The 22,853-nt window shown below is 74.7% G+C and carries 17 protein-coding genes and 1 pseudogene; 9 read left to right on the top strand and 9 right to left on the bottom strand.

The window, feature by feature from the left end:
• Nucleotides 1-64: 64 nt before the first annotated feature.
• The gene (locus ACFYX3_RS09570; RefSeq protein WP_389010276.1) at nt 65-1,936 is read right to left on the bottom strand and encodes a serine/threonine-protein kinase; all 1,872 of its coding nucleotides are present in this window, start codon (nt 1,934-1,936) and stop codon (nt 65-67) included.
• Between the two features lie 46 nt (nt 1,937-1,982).
• Nucleotides 1,983-3,017, bottom strand: coding sequence for a hypothetical protein (locus ACFYX3_RS09565; protein ID WP_389010273.1), 1,035 nt, complete (start codon nt 3,015-3,017; stop codon nt 1,983-1,985).
• Nucleotides 3,018-3,244: 227 nt separating this feature from the next.
• On the opposite strand from ACFYX3_RS09565, the gene ACFYX3_RS09560 reads away from it, so the two are divergent.
• The 5 genes from ACFYX3_RS09560 to ACFYX3_RS09540 all read left to right on the top strand — a co-directional run bounded on the left by ACFYX3_RS09560 (nt 3,245) and on the right by ACFYX3_RS09540 (nt 7,686).
• Nucleotides 3,245-3,403: a hypothetical protein gene (locus tag ACFYX3_RS09560; protein WP_181924412.1), complete on the top strand. Its 159-nt coding sequence runs from the start codon at nt 3,245-3,247 to the stop codon at nt 3,401-3,403.
• Nucleotides 3,404-3,495: 92 nt separating this feature from the next.
• The gene (gene lanL, locus ACFYX3_RS09555; RefSeq protein WP_389010270.1) at nt 3,496-6,354 is read left to right on the top strand and encodes a class IV lanthionine synthetase LanL; all 2,859 of its coding nucleotides are present in this window, start codon (nt 3,496-3,498) and stop codon (nt 6,352-6,354) included.
• Between the two features lie 65 nt (nt 6,355-6,419).
• Complete coding sequence (locus tag ACFYX3_RS09550) at nt 6,420-6,545, top strand: ALQxL family class IV lanthipeptide (protein WP_198540420.1); 126 nt, start codon at nt 6,420-6,422, stop codon at nt 6,543-6,545.
• A gap of 138 nt (nt 6,546-6,683) precedes the next feature.
• Entirely contained in the window at nt 6,684-7,031 is a 348-nt protein-coding gene (locus ACFYX3_RS09545; RefSeq protein ID WP_382652918.1) for a DUF190 domain-containing protein, read from the top strand.
• 37 nt (nt 7,032-7,068) lie between these two features.
• Nucleotides 7,069-7,686, top strand: coding sequence for a class I SAM-dependent methyltransferase (locus ACFYX3_RS09540; protein ID WP_389010266.1), 618 nt, complete (start codon nt 7,069-7,071; stop codon nt 7,684-7,686).
• Here the strand turns inward: ACFYX3_RS09540 and ACFYX3_RS09535 are convergent.
• Nucleotides 7,676-7,963, bottom strand: a complete 288-nt coding sequence (locus tag ACFYX3_RS09535; RefSeq protein ID WP_389010546.1) for a hypothetical protein — start codon at nt 7,961-7,963, stop codon at nt 7,676-7,678. The genes ACFYX3_RS09540 and ACFYX3_RS09535 overlap by 11 nt on opposite strands.
• Nucleotides 7,964-8,116: 153 nt before the next feature.
• Between ACFYX3_RS09535 and ACFYX3_RS09530 the strand changes: the two are divergent.
• Nucleotides 8,117-8,696 (top strand): annotated as a pseudogene (locus ACFYX3_RS09530) (cupin domain-containing protein).
• An 18-nt stretch (nt 8,697-8,714) separates the two neighbouring features.
• Here the strand turns inward: ACFYX3_RS09530 and ACFYX3_RS09525 are convergent.
• The 3 genes from ACFYX3_RS09525 to ACFYX3_RS09515 all read right to left on the bottom strand — a co-directional run bounded on the left by ACFYX3_RS09525 (nt 8,715) and on the right by ACFYX3_RS09515 (nt 13,691).
• Nucleotides 8,715-9,929 (bottom strand): nitric oxide synthase oxygenase, encoded by a 1,215-nt coding sequence (locus ACFYX3_RS09525; RefSeq protein ID WP_389010263.1) that lies wholly within the window; start codon nt 9,927-9,929, stop codon nt 8,715-8,717.
• Between the two features lie 100 nt (nt 9,930-10,029).
• Entirely contained in the window at nt 10,030-11,592 is a 1,563-nt protein-coding gene (locus ACFYX3_RS09520; protein ID WP_389010260.1) for a mucoidy inhibitor MuiA family protein, read from the bottom strand.
• A gap of 8 nt (nt 11,593-11,600) precedes the next feature.
• Entirely contained in the window at nt 11,601-13,691 is a 2,091-nt protein-coding gene (locus ACFYX3_RS09515) for a DUF4139 domain-containing protein (protein WP_389010257.1), read from the bottom strand.
• A 186-nt stretch (nt 13,692-13,877) separates the two neighbouring features.
• Between ACFYX3_RS09515 and ACFYX3_RS09510 the strand changes: the two genes are divergently transcribed.
• A complete protein-coding gene (locus ACFYX3_RS09510) occupies nt 13,878-15,470 on the top strand; it encodes a TerD family protein (protein WP_389010253.1) in 1,593 nt (530 codons plus the stop codon).
• 61 nt (nt 15,471-15,531) lie between these two features.
• On the opposite strand, the gene ACFYX3_RS09505 is transcribed toward ACFYX3_RS09510, so the two are convergent.
• Nucleotides 15,532-17,769: an alpha-N-acetylglucosaminidase gene (locus tag ACFYX3_RS09505; RefSeq protein ID WP_389010250.1), complete on the bottom strand. Its 2,238-nt coding sequence runs from the start codon at nt 17,767-17,769 to the stop codon at nt 15,532-15,534.
• A 336-nt stretch (nt 17,770-18,105) separates the two neighbouring features.
• Here ACFYX3_RS09505 and ACFYX3_RS09500 point away from each other — a divergent pair, with 336 nt between their 5' ends.
• Complete coding sequence (locus tag ACFYX3_RS09500) at nt 18,106-18,753, top strand: alpha/beta fold hydrolase (protein WP_389010247.1); 648 nt, start codon at nt 18,106-18,108, stop codon at nt 18,751-18,753.
• 264 nt (nt 18,754-19,017) lie between these two features.
• Here the strand turns inward: ACFYX3_RS09500 and ACFYX3_RS09495 are convergent, their stop codons facing one another.
• Nucleotides 19,018-19,698: an adenosylcobinamide amidohydrolase gene (locus ACFYX3_RS09495; protein WP_389010244.1), complete on the bottom strand. Its 681-nt coding sequence runs from the start codon at nt 19,696-19,698 to the stop codon at nt 19,018-19,020.
• Between the two features lie 66 nt (nt 19,699-19,764).
• Nucleotides 19,765-21,423 carry an FAD-dependent oxidoreductase gene (locus ACFYX3_RS09490; RefSeq protein ID WP_389010241.1) on the bottom strand — a complete coding sequence of 553 codons (1,659 nt, stop codon included), beginning with the start codon at nt 21,421-21,423 and terminating at the stop codon, nt 19,765-19,767.
• A gap of 231 nt (nt 21,424-21,654) precedes the next feature.
• On the opposite strand from ACFYX3_RS09490, the gene ACFYX3_RS09485 reads away from it, so the two are divergent.
• Nucleotides 21,655-22,776, top strand: a complete 1,122-nt coding sequence (locus tag ACFYX3_RS09485) for a SchA/CurD-like domain-containing protein (RefSeq protein WP_389010238.1) — start codon at nt 21,655-21,657, stop codon at nt 22,774-22,776.
• Nucleotides 22,777-22,853: the final 77 nt, after the last annotated feature.

Here is a 22,853-nt window from a genome sequence, read left to right as displayed (position 1 = left end):
GAACCTCCCTTGATTGGATCGGTATTCAGATCACGGAATATGCATCGAAAGTGATCAGAAGTCATCAGCTCGACGACGCGGAGGGAGCCGCGTTGCGCCACACCGTCAGGTCGAGCGTCATGTAGGTGCTCGGCGAGTCCTCCGGAGAGAACGCCTTGACGGTGACCAGGCCGAGGTGGCCCGTCCCCGTCGTGACACAGACCTGACGGCCCGGCGACAGCTTGTTCACGTAGATGTTCTGGGTGAACCGGGTCTCCGCGCGGCACGCTTCGAGGGAGCCCTCCTGGCCCGGGTCGAGCAGGACCAGGTTGCCGCCGCTGCTCTCCGCGTCGAGGTACCCGCCCGTGTCGTAGGAGAGGTCGTAGTTGTTGTCCTCGCCGACCTGCGGGCGCACGCTCTCGTCCCCGAGGGTCAGGTGGTAGCCGGCCGTCAGGTCGATGTCCTTGTACGTGGCGGCCTGCGGGGCCGGTGCCTTCGTCGGCGTCGGCGTCGGGGCGGGGCTCCCGGTCCCGGTCCCGGTACCCGCGCCCCCGGAGCCCTGCGGGCTCGCCGAGCCCTTCCCGTTCGGCTTCCCGCCGGCGTTCGAGGACGTCGGCTCGTCCTTGTCCTTCAGGACGGCGTAGGCGGTCACGCCGCCCGCGACGGCGAAGGCGAGGACGGCGGCCAGGGCGACCACGAGCCCGCGCCCTCCGCCCTTCTTCTGCGGCTGCTGGTGACCGGTCGGCCCGGGCCGGCCCGGGTAGGTCTGCCCCGGCTGACCGGGGTAGGCCTGCGGCGGGTACGCCGGACCGCCCGGCCCCTGAGTCGGCGCGTACGCGAAGCCGGGCGCGGGCGCGGCGGCGGCCGGGGCGGGGACCGGGGCCGACGGGACGACCGGGACCGTGTTCGGCGGCGGGGTGACCGGAGGACCGTAGCCGGGCGGCGGGGTCGACGGCGCGGACGGCGCCGTCGGCGCGTACCCCGCCGGCGCGGCCGAGGGGGCGGTCGTCGGCGGCGGGGGCGTCTGCGGGGGAGCGGGCGCCGCCGCGCGGGCCGTGATCTCGGCGGAGACCGCGCCCGGCAGCCAGTCCTCGGGGCGGCGCAGCACCGTCGCCGCGTTCGCGGCCTGGCAGAGCTGGATGATCTCGGAGAGCGACGGCCGGGCCTCGGGCTCCTTCGCGAGGCAGCGCGTGACCAGCTCGGTGAGCCGCTCCGGTACGGCGCTCAGGTCCGGCTGCTCGTGCACGATCCGGTACAGCACCCCGTGCCCGGTGCCCTCGCCGAAGGCGGGGACGCCCGTCGCCGCGTACGCCGCGACCTGACCGAGCGCGAACACGTCCGTGGCCGGCGTGACCCGGCTGCCCGCCGCCTGCTCGGGGGCCATGAACGACGGCGTCCCGATGGTGACCCCACTGCCCGTCAGGGAGGTCGCGTCGGCCGCGTGGGCGATGCCGAAGTCGATGACACGGGGCCCGTCGGAGGCGAGCAGCACGTTCGACGGCTTCAGGTCGCGGTGCACGATGCCCGCCCCGTGGATCACGTGCAGCGCTTCGGCCATGCCGGCGACGAGCAGCAGCACCGTCTCCACGGGCAGCGCGCCGTGCGTCACGACCGCGTCGGCGAGCGAGGGACCCGGCACGTAGGCGGTGGCCAGCCACGGCTGCGTGCCCTCGGGGTCCGCGTCGATGACGGGCGCCGTGAACAGTCCCTGGACGCGCTGCGCGGAGCGCACCTCCTGGGCGAACCGGCGGCGGAACTCGGCGTCCTCGCCGAACTCGGGACGGATCAGCTTGATCGCCACCGGCCGGCCGCCGGGCGTGTACGACAGATACACCTTGCCCATGCCGCCGGCGCCGAGCCGGGCGGCGAGCCGGTAACCGGCGACCGTCGTCGGGTCGTCCGCCGCCAGCGGCTGAAAGATCTCGGAGCCGCTCCGGTCCGCTTGCTGACCGCCCATGTAACCCATGTCTCCCCACGCAGAACACTGTTGAACGGAGGGCACCCTACCGGTGGGCCGCGCCCTCGGTGGCGTCCGTGCCGAGCTCCGTGCCCGTGAGCCCGGCGCGCTCCGCGAGCGCACCGCCCTGGAAGCGGCTCTCCGCCCCCAACTCCTCCAGGAGATCGGCGATGTGACGGCGACATGTACGCAGCGACATCCCCATCCGCCGGGCGATCACCTCGTCCTTCGCGCCCTCCGCGAGCAGCCCCACGAGTGCCCGCCGCAGACTGGGACCGACCTCCTTGTACGCCGCCTCGCTGCTGCCCCGGAACGGGACCGCTCCGGACCAGTGCTGCTCGAACACCCGGCAGAGGTACGCCACCACGTCGGGGTCCCGTACCAGGACCGCGCCCTCGCCCGTACCGCCGTCGGCGCGCCGGGGCAGGAAGGCCACGGAACGGTCGAACACCACGGCCCGGTCGGGGAGTTCGGCGGCGGTCCGGTACTCGGCACCGGCCTCGGTGAGCCGCTCCACGTACCCCTGGGTCGACAGGCTGGACCGCGCCGAGTGCTGGTACAGCGTGCGCATCCGCACGCCCCGGCTGAGCATCGCGACGTCCCGCTCGACGGCGTCCCCGAGCCGGTGCGCGGCCCGCCCGCCGCCGGGCTGGATGCTGAACACCTCCTCCCGGCAACGGGCCGACTCCTCGGTGAGCATCGCGGAGGCGGCCGCCATGTCGGGCAGCACGTCGAGGCCCTCCCGGCGGCCCTGTTCGCGCCGGGCCGCGCGGTACCGCGGCATCAGGGAGTGCAGATCGTCACGGAGCGACTGGGCGTGCGCGGCGGCCCGGGCGAGCTGTGCCTCCACCGGCCCGACCACCTCCGCCGCGGCGGCCTCCGGGTTCACCGGGATCAGCTCCCCGGGGTGCCCCGGCGCCGGCCGCAGAAGACGCAGCCGCTCCAGGGTGCGGCAGGCCGCCTCGACCTCCGCCCCGCTCAGCCCGAGGGCCGGAAGCCCGTCCCGCGGCAGGGCAGGGAGGCTGCCGTGCTCCAGTACGTACGCGAAGACGGCGACGGCTCCGGCGTCCAGCCGAGGCATTCCGTCCACATCCACCCCAGTAGTCACCTGTTTCCCCCGTGATGCGGCCCTGCTACTTCCGTGCCATGCAGGGTATTGCCAGGTCATGGCGCTGGACCAAGCGGGCTCGCCGGGATGAACTGGTGGTGTCCGGCCGAGGGAAACCCCATCAGGCCGACATACGGCGTGAACCCGCCAGACACGGAGCTTCCCGCCGCCCTCTCCACTCCCGAACCAGGAGCCGCACCATGTCCGTTGCCGTCCGCTGCCTTCTCCTCCTCGCCGTCCTGCTCGCCGGCGGAGCGACCGCCGCCACGACGGACGACGCACCGGGGACGACGCGGACGGTCGCCGCGAACCCCCTGGACACCAGCTGGGGCGACGACTACGACCGGCCCCTCCAGTAGGACCGACCGGTCCCTTCCGCGGGGACACCCGGCCTTACGGCAGGACACCCGGCCCCTGCTCGTCACCCATGCGAAACGCGAGGACGAAGAGCGTGTCGTCACCCACCGCGCATTCCCCGTCCGGCCCCGGCCCCCGGCGGTCGCGCGCCGAAAGCCCCGCCGACCGGGCCCTGTTGCCGGACATCGCGCGCGCCGTGATCGCCCGTACCTCGCCGGATCCGGCGAGGGCGGACTGGAGCGTCGAACCCGGTGAGTTCTGGTGCCACGTCGTGCCCGACGGCGCCGTCGCACGGGCCCAGGGATGGAAGCTGCACGTCCCGGCCACCCCGCTCTCGGCGCCTCTGGTGCTCGCCCGGTCCGCCGAGGTCCTGGTCGCCCGCCGCGCGGCCTTCAAGTTCGCCGGGACCCCGGCCAAGGTCGCCGCGCTGGTGTCCGGGCGCTTCGCACGCGGCGGGGGCGGCAAGTTCCTGACCGTGTACCCCGCCGACGACGAGCAGTTCCGGTTGCTCGCCGAGGAACTCCACCGCGCCACCGAGGGACTTCCGGGCCCCGCCGTCCTCTCCGACCGGCGCTATCTTCCCGGCAGTCAGCTCTTCTACCGGTACGGCGTGTTCAAGGGCGTCCGGGAACTGACCGCCGACGGCTCCTTCGCCGCCCGTCTCACCGATCCCGAGGGGCGGCCGGTCGCCGACGAGCGCAACGCCTGGTTCAGCCCGCCGACCTGGGCCGGCGACCCGTTCCCCGACCGCCCCGCCGCACCCGCGCGCAGCACCGCCACGGCCAAGCCCGTCCTGCTCGGCGACCGCTTCCTCGTACGGGGCGCGATCCAGCACTCCAACAAGGGCGGGGTGTTCCGGGCCGAGGACACCCGTACCGGCGCACAGGTCGTCGTCAAGCAGGCGCGGCCCCACGTGGGGGCCGGCCTCGAAGGCCTGGACGTCCGGGACCTGTTGCGCCGCGAGGCCGCACTGCTCGAACGGTTCGGGCGGGAGCGCCCCGACCGGGTCCCCGGGCTCGTCGAGGTGTTCGAACAGCAGGGCAGTGTCTTCCTCGCCACCGAAGCGGTTCCGGGGGCCACGCTGCGGCGCACCGTCGCCGAGCACGTGGCCCGGGACGGCGAGGCCTGCGCCGACGACCGTACGGCCGCGTCACGGGTCCGACAGCTCGTCGATCTCGTCGCCACCGCCCACGAACTCGGCGTCACCCTGCACGACTTCAACCCCAACAACGTCATGGTCACCCCGGACGGACGGCTCGTCCTCATCGACCTGGAGATGGCGGCCCGGGAGGGGGAGCGCTGGATACTCGGCGCCACCCCCGGCTACACGGCCCCCGAGCTGCGCGCCCTCGACCAGGTGGCCCCCGCCCTGCCGCCGAGCGTCGACCTCTATGCCCTCGGCGCCACGGTCCTGCACGCCCTGAGCGGCGCAGATCCGGTGCTGGCGGAGGACCTCCCGCGGGAGACGGCACGGCCGGACGAGCGGCGCCTCGCGGAGCTCGTGAACCTGCTCGCCCGGGACCACGGACTCGTACGACGCCACGCGCCGCTGATCCTGGGGCTGACGCGGGACGAACCCGGGGAGCGATGGAGCCTGGACCGGGCAAGGGAGTTCCTGTCGGGGACACCTGCGGGGCCGGAAGCCGAGCGGACCCGTGTGGAACGCCCGGACGCCGATCGGTCCCTCGTCGAACGCCCGGACCCGGTCGCGACGCGGGCGCGTCTCCTGCACGACGGCATCGCCCACCTGCTGGCCACGATGCGCCCGCACGACCCCGAACGGCTGTGGGCCTCGGACTCGTTCGGCGAGACCTGCGACCCGGTGGCGCTGCAACACGGCTCGGCCGGCGGCGTCGCCCTCCTCGCGCGGGCCCTCGGCCACGGGGACGCCGGGCTCGGCCTCCCGGAGACCGGCACCGTGACGCCCGTGACCCGCGAAGCGCTCGCCGAAGGCCTCCGCTCCGCCGCCCACTGGACCCTGGAGCGGCAGGAGACCCTGCCGAGCGACCCGCCCGGCCTGCACTTCGGCCGTTCGGGCACGGCCTGGGCCCTGCTCGACGCCGCACGGGTCCTGGACGACACCGCCCTGGCGGACCGGGCCGTCGCGCTCGCCCTCGGCCTGCCCGTGCGCGGCCCCAACCCGGACGTCTGCCACGGCGTGGCCGGCTCCGGACTGACACAGCTGCACTTCTGGCGCACGACCGGAGACCCCCGGTTCCTGGACCGCGCCGCCGAGGCCGCGGACGGACTGCTCGGCGCGGCGCGGCGCACCCCGGAGGGGGTCTTCTGGCCGGTGCCGGAGGACTTCGCCTCGGCGCTCGCCGGCGCCTGGCACTACGGCTTCGCGCACGGCGTGGCCGGGGTCGGCACGTTCCTCCTGCTCGCGGCGGAGGCCACCGGGGACGTACGGTTCCTCGACGCGGCCACCGAGGCGGGAGCCACCCTCGCGACCGCCGCGCGCAGCGGACCGGCAGGTGCGCTCTGGCCCGTCGACAGGGCCCGCCACCTCTCCGACTCCCCGGAGCTCGCCCGGCACTGGTGCAGCGGTTCCTCCGGCGTCGGCACCTTCCTGGTCCGGCTCTGGGCGGCGACCGGCGCGTCCGACAAGCGCGTGCGCGACCTGGTGGACGGCGCGGCCCGCGCCGTCCGGGCGGGCAGGGTGACCGACTCGCCGGCCACCTGCCACGGCCTCGCGGGAAACGCCGAGTTCCTCCTCGACGCCGCCGACCGGACGGGCGACGAGAGTCACCGCGCCGCCGCCGAGCTCCTCGTCGAGCACCTGGCCGCGCAGGCCGTGCTGCGCGACGGGCGCCTCCTCGTGCCCGACGAGAACCGCAGGACAGTCCTCGCCGAGTACGCCACCGGCCTCGCCGGGAGCCTCTCCCTGCTGCTGCGCATGCGCTGCGGAGGCCCGCGGGCCTGGCTGCCCGAGGACGGGCCGGCCCACCCCTGAGTGTCCGGCGGCCCGAGGCCGCCGGCGATCCACCGAAGTATCCGCATCAATCGAAGGAGACCGTCATGACCGAGTTCGACATCGACGCCCTGCAGGTCCTGCCCGAGGAGGTCCGCACCGAGGACGCCCGCGGCGAGGAGCACGCCGCCGCGCTGATCACGGCCTGCCGCTGGCTCACGAGCGGCTGCTGACCGACTCCGCTCGGGGAGGGGGCCGGCATCCCCGGCCGGTCCCCTCCCCCGGAGGCACGACCGTGGGCCCCCGGCGGCACGACCGTAGACTCGAAGTACGGGCGTGCCGCGCCCCCGCGTTCACGGCTGGAGGCGGCGATGACCAGGCTGACGGGCAGGGCCCTGCGGGTGACGGTCTTCGTGGGGGAGACCGATCTGTGGCACCACAAGCCGCTGTACACCCAGATCGTCGGACGGGCACGCGAGGCCGGTCTCGCGGGCGCGAGCGTGTTCCGCGGCATCGAGGGCTTCGGAGCGTCCTCGCTGATCCACACGCAGAGGCTGCTCTCGCTGAGCGAGGACCTGCCCGTGGCCGTGGTCATCGTCGACACCGAGGAGAAGATCCGCGCCTTCCTGCCGGAGCTCGACGAGCTGGTCGAGGAGGGCCTGGTGATCCTCGACGACTGCGAGGTCATCCGCTACGTGGGCCGGGAGAAACCCGCCTGAGCCCGTCTCACCCCGGTGCCGGGCCTACGATGACCCGATGCGCAAGCCTGACTCGCAGCCGTACTGGAACACCAACGTGGCCCGCCACGCGGGCATCCTGCGTGCCGTTCCCGCAGGATGCGGCGAGGCCCTCGACGTCGGCTGCGGCGACGGGCTGCTGGCGCGGAGACTCACCGGGCGGGCGCGCCACGTCACCGGGGTGGACACGTCCCCGGACATGATCGCCCGCGCCCGCGAGTCCGCCGCGGGCCGTCCGGAACTCACCTTCGTGGAAGGCGACTTCCTCACGGTGGATCTGCCCGCCGAGGGCTACGACTTCATCTGCTCGGTGACCACCGTCCACCACCTGGACTTCGGGTCGGCCCTGACCCGCATGCGTGAACTGCTGCGTCCCGGTGGCGCGTTGGTGGTGGTCGGCCTGGCCCTCGACGAAGGCGTCGCCGACTGGACGTTCAGGATCGCCACCCAGCCGGCCGTCCGCATCACCAAGTCGCTGCGCGGCGCACGGACCCCTGAGGGAATGCCGGTCGCCGAGGCGCGCATGAACTACGCGCAGGTGCGCACCGAGGCGCGACGACTGCTGCCCGGCGTGCGCTACCGCCGGCACGTGCTCCGCCGGTACTCCCTGACCTGGCGGAAGCCGCTCACGGCATGATCGCCGAAAGGCCCTTGCGGAGGTCCTCCGGGTTCATGACCGGCAAGTAGTGGATCTTGGCGCCGATCTCCATGAAGAACGGCTGCGAGATCTTCGGCATCAGGGTGGTGTCGGCCAGGTCGAAGAAGATGAACGCGGTCCGACAGCCGTTGTCGACGGTGAAGTACGCCGCCTCGGGCTTGAGTTCCTGCATCGCGCTTTCCATGAGCTGCAGCAGCTTGCCCTGCTTGATGGCCTCGTTGGAGGCCGTGGTGTCCATCTGAACCTTCAGCAGCATGCGCATGACGCGGCCTTTCCCGGCCGGGCGGGCGCTCCCCTCGGGGCGCCCGGAACCCCGGACGCGCTCAGTTCCAGCGTCCCCCTCACCCGGCGGACGGGCCACTCGGGCCGAGGCGGGACAGGGTTTCGAGGGCGACGTCGGCGGAGTCCTCTGACCGAGACGGAGGCAGCCCTGCGGGCCCTCGCCCGCAACGTGCGGACGGCCCGCAACCGGGCCGGCCCGTCCCTGGACGAGCTCGGCAGGCGTGCCCAGGTCGGCAAGGGCGCCCTGGTGGGCCTGGAGAAGGCGCAGGGCAACCCGAACTTCGCCACCCTCGTCCGGCTCGCCGACACCCTCGGCGTCTCCGTCTCCGCCCTCCTCGAAGGCCCGGCCGAAGGCGGCGTCCGCGTCGTGACCGCCGACGCCGTCGCGCCGCTCCGGACCGGGAGGCTGGGCAGCGAGGCCCCGGCTCATGCTCACGACCTCCGGCCCGGCGCCGGTCGAGGTCTGGCGCCGGACCCTGGAACCGGACGAGGAGTACCCCAGCCGCCCCCACCAGGCCGGAGTCGTGGAGACGGTCAGCGTCACCGTCGGCCGGATGGCGCTGATCGTCGACGGAGCGGAACACACCGTGGAGGCCGGGCAGAGCGCCACCTTCGCCGGCGGCGCCGCCCACGTCTACCGCGGCGCGGGCGAGGCGACCTGCCACCTGATCATGACCGTCCACCTGCCGCCCGGCCCCGCCGCCTGAGGGAGGGGCGGGGCGCCTTCAGTGCTCCCGGGCGAGGAACGCGGGGCGCAGGGACGTGTCCACCGGGTCGTAGTACCGGTGGAAGACCGGCGTCGTGGAGCCGGACACGGGCGGCACGATCCAGCTCCAGTCGGCGGGCGTGGGCCTGCCGTGCCGGCTCTCCTGCGCGATGTGCCGCAGGAAGCGCTCGGACTCGGTGTGATGGTCGGCCATCGTCACCCCGGCCTCCTGGAAGGAGTGCAGCACCGCCACGTTGAGCTCGACGAGCGCCCGGTCCCGCCACAGCGTCCGCTCCGAGGAGCGGTCGAGGCCCAGGCGGTCGGCGACCACCGGGAGGAGGTCGTAGCGCTCGGCGTCGGCGAGGTTGCGGGCGCCTATCTCCGTCCCCATGTACCAGCCGTTGAACGGCGCCGCCGGATAGCGCACCCCGCCGATCTCCAGCGTCATGTCGCTGATCGCCGGTACCGCGTACCAGCGCAGTCCGAGCTCCGCGAACCATCCGTGGTCCGGGTGCCGGAGCGGCACCTCCCTCACGGAACCGTCCGGCAGCTCGTACCACTCGGGTCGCGCGCCCGGACGCTCCTGGACCATCAACGGGAGCACCTGGAAGGCCTCTTCGGACCGCTTCCACCCCAGATCGCGGGCGTGGGCGGTCGACGCGGCGGCGCGCGGGTCGCCGATCCAGCGGCCCTCGGCGGTGCGGTGCCCCGCGTACCGCACCAGCTGGTCGTTGACGATCCGGGGCCCGGGGCGGCCCGGTCGGTCCGGGGCGAACACCGAGATCACCGGGCGGATCCGGCCGCCGTTCCCGGCGATCCGCAGATGCTCGAAGCAGTCGGCGGCGATGCCGTCGGCCGAGGCGACGTGCCGCAGATCGCGCACCACGAGGCTCCGCCAGTAGAGCCTTCCGATGCAGCGGGCCGCGTTGCGCCACGCGACCCGGGCGCCGAAGGAGAGTTCGGCGGGGGTGTGCTCGTACGTGCCGTTCCGCTCGATCTCGGCGAGCACCTCGCGGACCCTGCGCTCCGCGTCCCCGGCATCGGGCTGCTCCTGATGGAACTGCCGGACGAAGCTCTCCGCCTCCCGACGGTCCGTCACCTGCGGTACGGATGTGTGTGGTCGGCCCTGCCACTCGCCGGACGAGGGGGCGGACGTGAACGGACAAGTGCTGACAGCGGCGGCCTTGCGGCGGCGACCCAGACTGAAGACCAAGGTGTTCCCTCCCGCCCTCATGACTACCGCACGCAACCACACGGTTGTGGAGAGTAGGGGGAGTTCCGGATGGGAAGGGTGCCGGGCTGGTAAAGTGCCCGGCCCCGTGACCCTCCGCGGCTCAGAGCCCGGCGACCTTGGACGTCGCCGACAGCTCGTACACCAGCGTGACCGTACGCCGTCCGCCCGGCGGCAGCGTGACGTCCCAGCGGACGATGCCCTCGTCGTCCACGGCGTCCGGCGCCGGCGAGCAGGCCTCCCCGCGCAGGCGCACCTCCACCGCCGAGACCTCGGAGACGGGGATCCGCTCCCGGAGGACGACCAGCCGGTCGTCCGCCTCCCCGGGCGCCGAGAACCGGGACAGGTGCAGCCGGACCGTGCGGGTGACCACGGTCCGCTGCGTGAGGCCGGTCGTGTCGCGGGACTCCTCCGCGTACCGCACCACCCGGTGGTCGTCGCGACTGCCGAAGGCGAGCTCGACGGCCGCGCCGGGCGCCGTGAAGTCCAGCGTGCCGCGGCCGGTGAAGCCGCTGCCCCTGACCAGGTCCACGGGGCCGGCGAGCAGCGCGTGCCCGGACAGGTTGTCGAACCGCACCAACTGCGTGACCAACGGCGAGAGTTCGGGGGAGCAGGCGTACTCGCTGCTCGCGGCCGTCGTGAAGGAGGAGAGCGGCACCCGGTGGGCGCGGCCGTCGCTCGGCACGGAGACGGGCGCGGGGGAGTGCAGGACCCGCGTCTCGCCGCCGTCGTCCACGCCCGGCAGGCCGAGCGCCGGGGCCGGTCCGAGCGTCGCGATCTCCTCCTCGCGCAGCTCGACGTCGATCGTGCGGCGCTCCGCCGCCGTGCGGTCCTTGAGCGTCAGCCGGTCCTCGGTCAGTCGCGGCGGATCGGTGGCGAGCGCCGAGCGGGCGGTCGACAGCGTCAGCCGTACGTCCGACCAGTCCTCGCCGGTGCGCTGCCAGACCACGGCCTCGGTCTCCAGGGTCAGGGAGTCCCCGTCGAGCACGGCACGGTACGCGGGCCGCCACAGGGCGCACGGCGCGAGGTGGCTCAGCCGCAGGCGTACGGGCCCGGCCACGGTGGAGTCCACCGTCAGCTCGACATGGGCGACGAGCTCGGCGGGCTCCTCCTCGGCGAGCTCCATGGCCCGCCGGGTCTCGGTGAGTTCCGTGGTGAGGACCGCCAACCGGGCCTCCGCGGTACGGAGTTCCTCACCGTGGGTGTCCCGCTCGGCGTCCACGCGGTCGAGTTCCCGGCCCCAGCGGGCCCCTTCGGACTCTCCGTGACCGGCGCCCTCGCCGATCTCCCGCAGCAGATCGGCCGCGAGCCGGCCGAGCAGGTCGAGGCGCGTCCGCAGCCGGTCGCGCCGCTGCTCGACGGCGAGCCGCTCCTCTTCGAGGGCGTGCGCGCGGTGGCGGAGCGCGGAGTCGCCCTCGGCGGGCGGCACCGGCCCGGGCGGCGTCCAGTCGCGGACGACCCGCACGTCGAGGACGGTGGCCGGATGGTCGGAGGCCAGCTCGGCGTGGAGGGAGCGGTCGACGGCGAGCGCGCTGACCGGCCCGAGGCGCAGGCGCTGCACGCCTGCCTCCAGATCGAGCACGGCGGTGCGCTCGACGTGGGCGCGGTCCTCCAGACAGGTGACGGCGGTGACGGGAAGGGCGATCGGCCTGGGTTCCGTGGACATGGCGTGTGTCAGCTCCTGCGGTTGCCGTCGACCAGGGCCTTGCCGGCCGGGATGCGGATCTCGTAGCCGCCGTCGAGCGCGGCGGTGCCGCCGGCGGGCAGCTCCACCCGCCAGACGCGGGTGCCCGGGGCGTGCCGCTCCGGAGCGGCGTCCTCGGGCGCCGACCAGTCGGCGCGCTCCTCGATGCGGACGTCCGGCTCGGAGGAGACCGGAACCCGCTCGTGGACCTCGACGGTGACGGGCCCCGCGAGGCGGTTGGCGAGCTCGACGTGGACGCGGTGGTCGAGCACGGTGACGTGGTTGCGCAGCCCCGCGGTCGACTCCTTCAGATGGGTGCGGCGGGTGACGCGGACGCCCTCGGCGGGCCCGAGCCCGAGGCGGCGGACGCCGCCGGGCGCGAGCGTGGGCAGGGCGGCGGTCAGCAGGTGCTCGTCGTCGACGGTGACCTCGACCGGGCCGGCGAGCAGCGCCTGGCGGGTGGTGTTGGAGACCAGGAGGGTCGCGTACACGGTCTGGTCCACGGACGGCACACAGATGTGCTCGGTGTGCAGGACGACCGGGATCTCGCCGACGGTGACGGTGTGCCAGGTGCCGTCCGAGGGGATGTCGGCGCGGGCGGCCGCGTCGAAGCGGTGGTCGAACGAGCCCGCCGACGTACGGGGGCGCACCGCGTGCCTGGGCAGCGGCAGACCGGCCACCGCCTCGGCGCGGCGCCGGTACTCGTCGGCCACCGCGTCGGAGGAGGCGCCCGGGAACAGCCGGCCACGGCGAGCACCCGGCTCCTCGGGGCCGGACAGCACGAGGGCGGCGTAGTCGAGTTCGGTGCCGCTCGGCTGCGGCGGACCCGCCGGCGGTGGCGGCGGAGCCGGAGCCGCCGCAGCGGGTGCCGCCGCGCCGGGAGCCGCGGGTGCCTGGGGCGGGCGGGATCCGAAGCCGCCCCGGCCACCGGCGCGCGGACGGCCGGCCGGCCGCGGCGCCGCCGCCCGCACGGCGTCCGGCGCCCCGCTCCCGAGGAACTCCGGGGCGAAGCCGTACGCGTCACCGGGCTGCGGCGGACCGGTGAACGCCGGCGGCGCGGGCGGTGCCGGTGCCGGCACGGGTGCGGGCGCCGCCACGGGCAGGGACGCGGAGCCGGCGACGGCGCCCCCCACCGCCGAGCCGCCACGGAGCGGCGCGGGGCCGGCCGCCTCGTACCCGGTGAACAGATCGGCGAGCCCCGCCGGGGGCTCGCGCCAGCCGGACGGCGCGGGCGCGGACTGACGCCGCCCGATCCGGAGCGAGCGGAGCGCCGGCAGATCGGTGCGGCGCCGCAGGTCGGCGGTGGCCAGGGCGAGGCGCACCCCGGTCCAGTCCTCGCCGGTGCGCTGCGCGACCGAGGCACGCAGCACCAGCTGCCCGCTGCCGTCGCCCTGACGGTGGGTGAGGCGGTACGTCGGCACCCAGACGGCACCGGGCACGCCGTACTCCAGCTCCAGTTCCACCTCCTCCGACCCGGCGCCGCCTTCGAGGGTCAGTACGGCGCAGACCGAGGTCGCGACATGAGCCGACGGCGCGTCGGTGGAGGCGCGGTGGAGCCTGTCGTGGGCGACGTCGCACTCGTGCTCGGCGAGCCGTACCGCCTCGTCCAGTTCGACGAGCCGGGCGTGCAGCCCCGTCAGCCGCTCGTCGACGAAATCGGCGAGCTCCAGCCAGGCGTCGACCGGCGTGCGCCGGTGCGGGTCCTCGCGCTTGCGGCCGGGCGGAATCGGGCGCAGACCGTCGATCTCCGCGATCAGGGCCTGGTGCCGGTCGCGGCGCGCCCGCGCCGCCATGTGGGCCTCGCTCAGCCGGTCCACCTCGCGCCGCAGTCCGTCGGGAACGCCGTCGTCGTACGGCTCCGCCTCGACCTCCACGCGCGCCTCGGTCACCCGCGCCCCGGAGGTGCCCAGGACCCGGGCCCGCAGCGAACCGGGGTCGAGCGCGCGGGGCAGCCCCGTCACCCGTACCCGGCCGTCCGGCGGCACGACGCCCCGGGCCAGGCGCCGGCAGAGCGCACCCTGCGCGTACACCACGACCGAGTCGAGGCTCGACCCCCACCTGCCCGCCGTACCGACCGTCATGCGCCCCCCTCTTCGCCCCGTCCGTGTCGGAGGGAAGCCTACGCCGGACGGGTCCGCGCGGTCCCGGAGCACCGGCGGCAGCGCAGGGCCGGGACCTTGTCCCGGAAGCGCCGACGGCTGCAAGATCCTCTTTGTGAGGGACTCGGGTGGGAGCGGAGAAGGAAAGGTCGGGCTGCCGTGGGGGAGATGACCAAGGGAAGCAACGGATTCGTTCCGTCGGTGCCGTTGAGGATCGCCGTACGCGGTGGCGTGGACGCCATGGCGCTGCTGCTCGGGGAGACCGGAAAGGTCAGGGGCGACGGAGACGTCGTCTTCCACGGAGCCCCGGTGCATCCCTCCGGAGCCGTCCGCCTGACGGAGGCGGCGACGGGGCCGGGCCGGTCGGGTACGGCGTGGCTGGAGGTCGGCCTCACCGCCGTGGAGGAGCAGATCACGCGCGTCCTCGTGGTCGGTTCGACGGAGCGCGGCGCGATGCGGGACGCCTCCGGACTGTCGGTGGAGGCCTTCGCGCCCGACGGCACCTCGGTGGTCCGGTACGACGTCACGGACGCCGCCGGGGAGACGGCGATGGTGCTGGCCGAGCTCTACCGGCGGGCGGGCGGATGGAAGTTCCGCGCCGTGGGCCAGGGATGGGTGAGCGGTCTCGCGGGTCTGGCCACGGACCACGGCGTGGACGTGGCCGACGAGGGAGGGAACGGAGCGCCGCCCGGCGGTGGTGTGCCGGCGCAGGCCGTGGCTCCTCCTGCGCCCGCGCCGGGATTCGCCCCTCCGCCCGCCGGGGCGGTTCCCGCACCCGGTTACGCACCTCCGCCCGCCGTCGCGGCTCCCGCGCCGATGCCGGGCTTCGCGCCTCCGCCCGCAGGGCCGGCTGTCGCCCCCGCACCGGGCTTCGCGCCTCCGTCGGCAGGGCCGGCTGCCCCGCCCGGTTTCGCGTCTCCGCCCGCCGGGGCGGTTCCCGCACCCGGATTCGCGCCTCCGCCCGCGGCGGGCGCTCCGGCAGCGGTCCCTCCCGCCGCGGTCCCGCCCGTGACCCCGGCCCCGCCCGGCGGCGCCGACTGGTGGACGTACGGGCCCGTCTTCGAGCCGTACACCGAGACGGGACGGGACAACGACGTGATCACCGTGGCCGGGCTTCCGCCCGGGCCGGTCGTCGTCCAGCTCGACGTCCGGGGCGACGGGTACACGGGCCTCTGGGTGCTCAACCGGCGCAACAAGGAGGAGGACAACCTCGTCAACAGTACGGAGGAGGACTTCCAGGGCCGGCTGCTCGCCACGGTCCCGGCGAACGGCACCCTGCGTCTGAAGCTGCAGGCCGAGGGGCCCTGGCAGGTCCAGGTGTCGCCGTTGGCGGCGGCCCGTCGCCTGACGGAGGAGGAGGCGGAGTTCCGCGGCCCCGACGTCCTGCTGCACACGGGAGGCGTGGCGGACCTGGCCGTCCACTACCGCGGCGACGACAACCTCATCGTCCACGTCTACGAGCTCACGGGGCACGACGACCACACGACCCTGCCCCGGTACGACAACGTGGTGAACGAGATCGGCAAGCGACGCGAGACCGTTCCGCTTCCCGAGGGGCCGCTCATCGTCCACTTCGAGATGGCGGACGGCCCGTGGCGGGCGAGGCTGAAGCGTCTGCAGCCGCCGACCCGGCCCCTTCCCCCGGCCCCGCCGGGCGCGGCGGTACCCGTCCCGTTCGCCGCCCCGGGCGACCCGGCCTGGCCGGACAAGCAGGACGGGGCCGCGCCGCGGAAGAACTGGTTCTCACGCGGCCGGGGGTGACCGCCGGGGCACCGACGGCGGCCGGGTCCACCTCATCGAAGGGGCCCGGCCGCACACCGCGTCACCGCCCGGCCGCGCCCGCCACGGCCAGAGCCGCCGCGACCTCGCCCGCGAGGGCGACCGGGTCACCCGTCGGCGAGGTCGGGTAGGCCTGGTGGCCGCGCGCCCAGGCGTCCTCCCGGGCGAACCAGTCGATGGCGGCGGGGGCCGTGCCCTGGACGAGCGCCGTGTCGAGGCTCGCGAAGTACGCGGCCCAGCGCGGCGCGTACACGTCCTGCACGAGACCGGCCCACTCGCGGTTGGCGTAGTCGTGCAGGCCGGCGGAATCGCTCGGCCCCCGGTCGGCCCAGGTCGTGAGGATCGAGCGGGCGTCGTACTCCAGGCGGTCGCGCTCCTCCGCGTCGGCTGCCCAGGAGCGGGCGGCGGCGAGCCACGGACCGAGCAGGAAGCGCCGGTCGGAGGCGACGAGCCGGCCGAGCAGCTCCTCCGAGGCGTTCCACTCGCGCACCAGCGCTCGGAAGCGCTCCAGATCCCCGGCCTCGTACGCGGCCCTGACGCGTGGCAGCAGGACGCGGCCGCGGTTGGTGAGCGCCTGGCGCGCCACGTCCACCAGGTCGTGGCGGTACGCGTCCGAGGCCCGCAGCGCCGGGGCCACCTGGAGCAGCTCAGCCAGGGCACGCTCCACCGTGCCGGCCTCGTACCGCATGGCGGTGGGGCTCCAGCGTGCCGCCTTCGTCGCCGTCAGGCTCGGCCGCGCGGTGAAGAGGCTGTCCTGCGGCTCGCTCCACGTACCGGAAGCACCGCTGTACGGGCCGAGGCGCAGCTGCTCCCACGCGGCGGCCGCGTGCGGGTCGGCGCCGCCGTAGCGCCGGGCCGCGTACGCGGCGAACCAGGCGCGCTGGTCGACCGGGCCCGGCTCCCAGGCGAGTTCGGTGAACAGGTCGAACGCGGCGGGGTTCCCGCCGGTGCCCTCCGGGAGGTAGGCGATGCCGCGCAGCGCGCTGTCCGACCGGGTGAGCCAGGTCCGGAAGCGCTCCGTCCACACGCCGGTGTTGGCGCCCAGGCTGGTGTGACCGCCGAAGTTGGCGATCGCGCCGAACGCGTACGGCGTGCCGCCCCACTGCTTCTCGCGGTCGAGCCCCTCGTACCGGTCGGAGAGACCGTCGACGATCAGCACCCTGCTCCGGTCCACTCCGCCGAGCAGAGCCGTGGACGGGTTGTTCTGCCAGCCGAGCATCACCCACGTGGCGCCGGGACGCGCCGTCTCCAGGGCCCGCTGCACGGCCTCCGCCGCCCGCGTCACATCGACCGGCCCGGGGGTGCCGCCCTCGTGCAGCAGGTCCATCTTGAACATGTCGCTGTCACCGAACCGGCGCTGCTGCGCCCGGTAGTAGGCGGCGGCCAGCTCCGCGAAGACGGGTCCGGTCGGGTCCAGCCAGTCCGGCCGCGCGAACCCGACCCACTTGCCCTGCGGGACGGTGACGGCGCCGGGGTTCCGTGCGGCGAAGCCCGGAGGCACCGTGCCGAAGAAGCCCGGCAGGACGGGCGTCATCCCCAGCGAACGCAGGTGCGCCGCGATCCGGCTTCCCAGCGCGGCCCGCGCCTCGATCAGCTGCTCGGACACCGGACCGCCGTAACCTGACATGTTCTGCAGCAGCCACCAGGCCTGGTGCGCCGGTCCCGGGATCCAGGCGCGCAGCTCCGCGGCGTCGTAGCCGAACTCCTGGAGGGCCCGGTAGTAGGGGTACTCGGCGCCGGTCGGCACGAAGACCTCGTTCACCCCGTGCAGCGCCATCAGGTCGATGTCACGCTGGTACGAGGCGAAGTCGCGGTACGCGCCGGAGTACCCCTCGTCGGTGTCGTTGAGGGCGTAGCGGTGCGGTACGGCGGCCGACCGGGTGATGGTCCCGGACACCGCGGGGAGCGTGGCCGGAAGCCGGCCGAGGCTGTCGCCCGGCCAGCCGATGTCGACCCCCGCGACCCGCTCCAGGTACCAGCCCACGCCGGTGAGCAGCGTGGCCGGCGAGGTGCCCCTCACCTGGATCGAGCCCGCCCTGCCGGAAACCGAGAAGTAGTCCCCGGAGGCCGGTTCCCCGACCGGGACCAGGGTGAACTGCTCTGCCTGGGAGGGCAGCAGGCGCTCCAGGCCCGCCCGGGCCGGGCCCGGGTCGAAGGGGAGCGCGGCGGCGGAGGCGTCGGTGCCCGGCGGCCCCGGCATCCCGGGCGCGGCGGCGGTCACGACGGCGAGCACCGTGACGACGAAGGTGGTGCGGCAACGACGGATCAGGCGGCTGCCCATCTGGCTCCCTGCTCGAACGGGACGACGGCTCGGGCGACCACTCTCCGACGGCCCGCGCCCCCGGCCACGCAAGCGGAGCCGGGGGAACGGCGGGGCTCATCCGTGCGGGTGTGCGTGTTCGAACCGAGGGTGCGAGCGGAGGGGCACGCCGGAGTGAGGCAGGCGGTGTACCTGAAGGCCCGTCCGGCCTGGCAGACTGCGGCCCTCACGTCGTCCCGTCCACACGACCCCTGGAGGCCCCATGGTGCCGCGGCCCGGTGACCCGGCCCGCACGGCCCGCACGCGCGCGTACGTCCCCCGGCCACCGTGCCGGGGGACGAGCGGGAAGGCCGCGCGATGAACCTGTGCCCCGCCCGTCGTGCCGATCCGACCGCGCTCGTCGTCCGCAGCGCGCCCGCCGTGCCCACCGCCGCGGTGCTGCTGCTCCACGGCGGCCGCGCCGAAGGCTCCGAGCCGCCGCCCGCGCTCAACCTGCCGGCGCTCCGCATGCGCCCCTTCGCCGGGGCCGTGGCCCGGGCCGTCCGCGGCAGGGGAGTGCTGGTCGCCGAGGTGCGCTACCGCCACCGCGGCTGGAACGGCGACCGCGCCGACGCCGCCCGCGACGCCGAGGCCGCCCTCGCGCGGCTCCGTGAGCAGGCCGGGCCCGTGCCCGTCGTGCTCGTCGGCCACTCCATGGGCGGCCGGGCCGCCCTCCGCGCGGCGGGCGACCCCGCCGTACGCGGGGTCGTCGCCCTTGCACCGTGGTGCCCCGCCGACGAGCCCGTCGAACACCTCGGCGGCCGTCGCCTCTACCTGCTCCACGACGAGACCGACCGGGTCACCTCGGCCCGCCAGTCCTGGGAGTTCGTCCGCCGGGCGAAGGCGGCGGGCGCCGACGCGGCGGGCATCCCGATGCCGACGGGCGGCCACGCCATGCTCCGCGGCGCAGACCTCTGGCACCGCCGCGCGGCCGAACTCACGGCGGCGCTGCTGTCACACGGCTGAGCCGGGCCGGGGAAACCGGATCAGCGGGTCGCGTGCTGCTTCGCTCAGGTGGTCCGGGAGGGGCCGGGGCCGGCGGGTCACGTGCTGCTTCGCTCAGGTGGTCCGGGAGGGGCCGGGGCTGGCGGGTCGCGTGCTGCTTCGCTCAGGTGGTCCGGGAGGGGCCGGGGCTGGCGGGTCATGTGCTGCTTCGCTCAGGTGGTCCGGGAGGGGCCGGGTCGGCGGGTCGCGTGCTGCTCCGCGCAGGCGGTCCGGGTGAAGCCGGCATCAGCGGATTACGAGCTGCTCCGCGCACGCGGCGCGCGTCGCCGCGTGCACCGCGCGGGCGAGGCGCGCCCCCCACACGGACCGCGGCCCGGCGAAGGGCTCGGCCGCTCCGACGGGCGACGGCGCCGCCACGCAGACCGCGTCCGTCGGTGTCCCGGAGGCGTCGGCGCCCAGTTCCACCAGGGCCTGCACCTTCGCCTCGGTGGCGGTCGCGACCGCGTTCACCAGCGCGGCGTCCGTGAGCGGCACCGGCAGGGACACGATGATGTTGATCGTTCCGGGCCGCGGTGCGGCGACGCCCCCGGCTCCCGGGGCCGCGGCCCAGCCCCGTACCCCGATCCCGGCGGTCACCAGGGCCTCCGCGCCGCCGTCCGCGGCGTGCCGCCGGTCCGCGACCGAAGCCGCGGTCATGAGGCCGACGCCCTCGCCTTCGAGTCCCGCCCCGGAGGCCAGGTCGCGGAGGTGCGTGACGGGGTCGAGCCGGGCGTAGCCTGGCGGGACCTGAGCGTTGACGACCCAGCGCCGCTCGCCGATGCCTCCGCCGAGGACCGCGCTCGACACCATGCGGACGCCCGGGCCGGGGGCCCACACGAGGAGCGGCCACTCCCGGCCCTGCTCCAGATGGCCGAGGAGGGCGGCGCCGGCGAGCGACGGGCCGGTGAGGAGGGTTCGCGGAAGCACCCCACACCCTAACGCGGGGCCACGGGACGGGCGGGTCGGCCCCGCCCGTCCCGGTGGAGCCGGGCCTCAGCCCAGGTCGAGCACGGCCGAGAGGGCCGCGCGGAGGGCCGACTCCGGGTCCTCCGACGTCCCTTCGGACCGCCAGGCGACGAAGCCGTCCGGGCGGACGAGGACCGCACCGTCCACGGTGACGCCGTGGGCCGCGGACCAGTCCCCTCCGTCGACGGGCGTGAGCTCCGCGTCCGGTACCTCGCCGATGCGGTACGAGGCGAGGGGCACCGCGAGGCGCTCGGCGACGCGCGCCGCCGCCGTGTGCCAGCCGCCGAGCGCCCCCGCCGAACTCAGCAGCACGGGAGTCCGCTCGTACAGGTCGAGGGTGGAGATCCGGTCACCCGACCGGTCCAGCCAGAGGTGCGGCGCGCGGCTGCCGGGCTCGCCCGTCAGGCGCAGTCCGTCCGGGACGACCGGAACCGCCGGGTCCGCGCCCAGGACGGCGCCGCGCGGATAGCGGTACCCGAGGGCGACGTTGAGGATGCCGCCCCGCTTCCCGCCGGGGCCGCCCGCCCCCGGCTCGGGGGAGTACCCGGGGTGACTGTGCTCGACCGAACGCGTCGAGGCGCGGGCGCTGGTCGCCTCCGCGACCGGCCGGCGCTCCGCGTCGTACGAATCGAGGAGCCCGGGACCGGCCCAGCCGTCGAGGACCGCGGAGAGCTTCCAGGCGAGGTTGTGGGCGTCCTGGATGCCGGTGTTGGAGCCGAAGGCACCCGTGGGCGGCATCTCGTGGGCCGAGTCGCCGGCGAGGAACACCCGCCCGTCCGCGTACCGTTCGGCGATCCGCTCGGCCGCGTGCCACGGCGCCCGGCCCGTGATCTCCACGTGCAGATCCGGTACGCCCACGGCACGCCGGATGTGCTCCCTGCACCGCTCGTCGGTGAACTCCTCGAGGGTTTCCCCGTGTTCGGGGTGCCAGGGGGCGTGGAACACCCACCGCTCGCCGTTGTCCACCGGCAGGAGCGCCCCGTCCCCCTCCGGGGAGGTGAGGTAGCAGACGATGAAGCGCCGGTCGCCGACGACGGCCGCCAGGTCACGCGACTCGAACGTGATGCTCACGTTGTGGAACAGGTCGCCCGGGCCGGTCTGCCCGATGCCGAGCTGCTCGCGGATCGGGCTGCGCGGGCCGTCCGCCGCGACGAGGTACTCCGCCCGGACGGTGGTGTGCTCGCCGGTCTCCCGGCTCTTGACCCGTGCGGTCACGCCTTCGGCGTCCTGCTCGAACGACATCAGCTCCGTCGAGTACCGCAGGTCGCCGCCCAGCTCCCGCGCGGCTTCGAGGAGCACGGGTTCGAGGTCGTTCTGGCTGCACAGGCACCATTCGGCGGGGCTGAACCGGGCGAGGCCGCCGCCGGGGTCGATCTGCCGGAACAGCCACTCGCCGGCGTCGCCCACCAGGCTGGGCGCCTGGAGGATCCCGTTGTTCGAGGACAGGACCTTCGCGGCCTCGTGGATGCGCTGCCGGACGCCTGCGCCGCGGAACACCTCCATCGTGCGCACGTTGTTCCCGCGTCCCCGCGGGTGGACGGAGGTGCCGGCATGGCGCTCGACGAGCGTGTGCGGCACGCCGAGACGCCCCAGGAAGAGCGAGGTGGACAGGCCCACCAGGGAGCCGCCCACGATGAGGACGGGCGTGCGGTGTCCGATCTCACCGGTCGTTTCGCTTCGGTTCATCGATGGCCTCCAGCGTCACCGGTGACGCGGGTCGGGGATGGGATGCAGATGCCTGCCCGGCAGAGCCCGGGACCGTGCGCGAGGGCCACCCGAATGACGCGCGGTTCACTCATCCGCCCCGTGGGGCTCGCGTCGACGTGTGGCCCGCGTGAAGGTTCGGTACATGACGAGCCCGGCCATCCGAGCCAGGTAGTCCTTCCCCGCTCTCGCAGACGAGAAGAGGTGCGCCGTATGACCAGCACGGCACGCATATCGCAGTCGGTGTTCGACGGGTCCAGGCTGCGGGTGATCCTGCTGCTCGACCTGTACGACGGAGCCCAGCAGCAGTTCCTCGAAGCGTACGAGGTGATGCGCAAGCAGGTGGCCGGCGTCCCCGGCCACATCAGCGACCAGCTGTGCCAGTCCATCGAGAACCCCTCGCAGTGGCTGATCACCAGCGAATGGGAGAGCGCCCCGCCCTTCCTCGCCTGGGTGAACAGCGAGGAGCACGTCGAGATGGTCAAGCCGATGCACAGCTGCGTCCGGGACACCCGGTCCATGCGCTACAGCATCCTCCGGGAGACCGGCGCGCAGCGGCCGCTCACCCCGGAGACCGCCGCGGGCGAGCAGGTCGCGGCCCGTGTCGGCGACGGAGTGACGCGCCACGCGCTCACCTTCACCGTCAAGCCGGGCTCCGAGTCGAAGGTCGCGGAGCTCCTCGCCGGCTACGAGTCGCCCGAGGCCCAGGTCGACGAGAACACGCGACTGCGCCGCACCTCGCTGTTCATGCACGGCAACCGCGTCGTGCGGGCGGTCGAGGTGGAGGGCGACCTTCTGTCCGCCCTGCGGCACGTCGCCCGGCAGCCCGGGGTACGGGCCGTAGAGGAGGCCATCAACCCCTACCTGGAGCAGGACCGGGACCTCACCGACCCCGAGTCGGCCCGCGTCTTCTTCACCCGTGCGGCCCTCCCGGCCGTGCACCACGTGGTCTCCGCCCGGCCCGAGCCGGCCGACCTGAGTCGCCACGCCCTGTACTACCCGGCCAAGGAGGGCCGTGGCACCGACCTGGCCCGGCTGCTCGCCCAGCAGGACGCGGAGGCGGCGGCCGACCCCGACAGCCCGATCTACGGCAGCACCGTCTTCCAGCGCGACGACGTCGTGGTGCGGCTCGTCGACGCCGAGGGCGACCTCGACCTCGATCCCGTCGCCGCCCTCGGCGTCAAGGGCGAGCGGAAGGCCAAGGTCCTGGAGCGTCTCCTCGACGGCGCCGCGGTCGGCGTCGAGGGGTCCCTGGACACCGAGCGCAATCTCAACCGGCTCCTGTCGCACGCCGACATGCTGCCCGTCACCGACCGCCGCGCGGCCGACTCCTGAGAGGACGGACCCGGGGCACCGGCCCCCTCCCAGGGGCCGCGCCCCCCGACCGTGCGTCACATCTCATCGCCACACCC

The organism is Streptomyces sp. NPDC002463, assembly GCF_042889835.1.
Classification (GTDB): Bacteria; Actinomycetota; Actinomycetes; order Streptomycetales; family Streptomycetaceae; genus Streptomyces; species Streptomyces nymphaeiformis.
The sequence above is the reverse complement of the archived record's forward strand: the minus strand, read 5'-3'. Positions and strand labels throughout refer to the sequence as shown.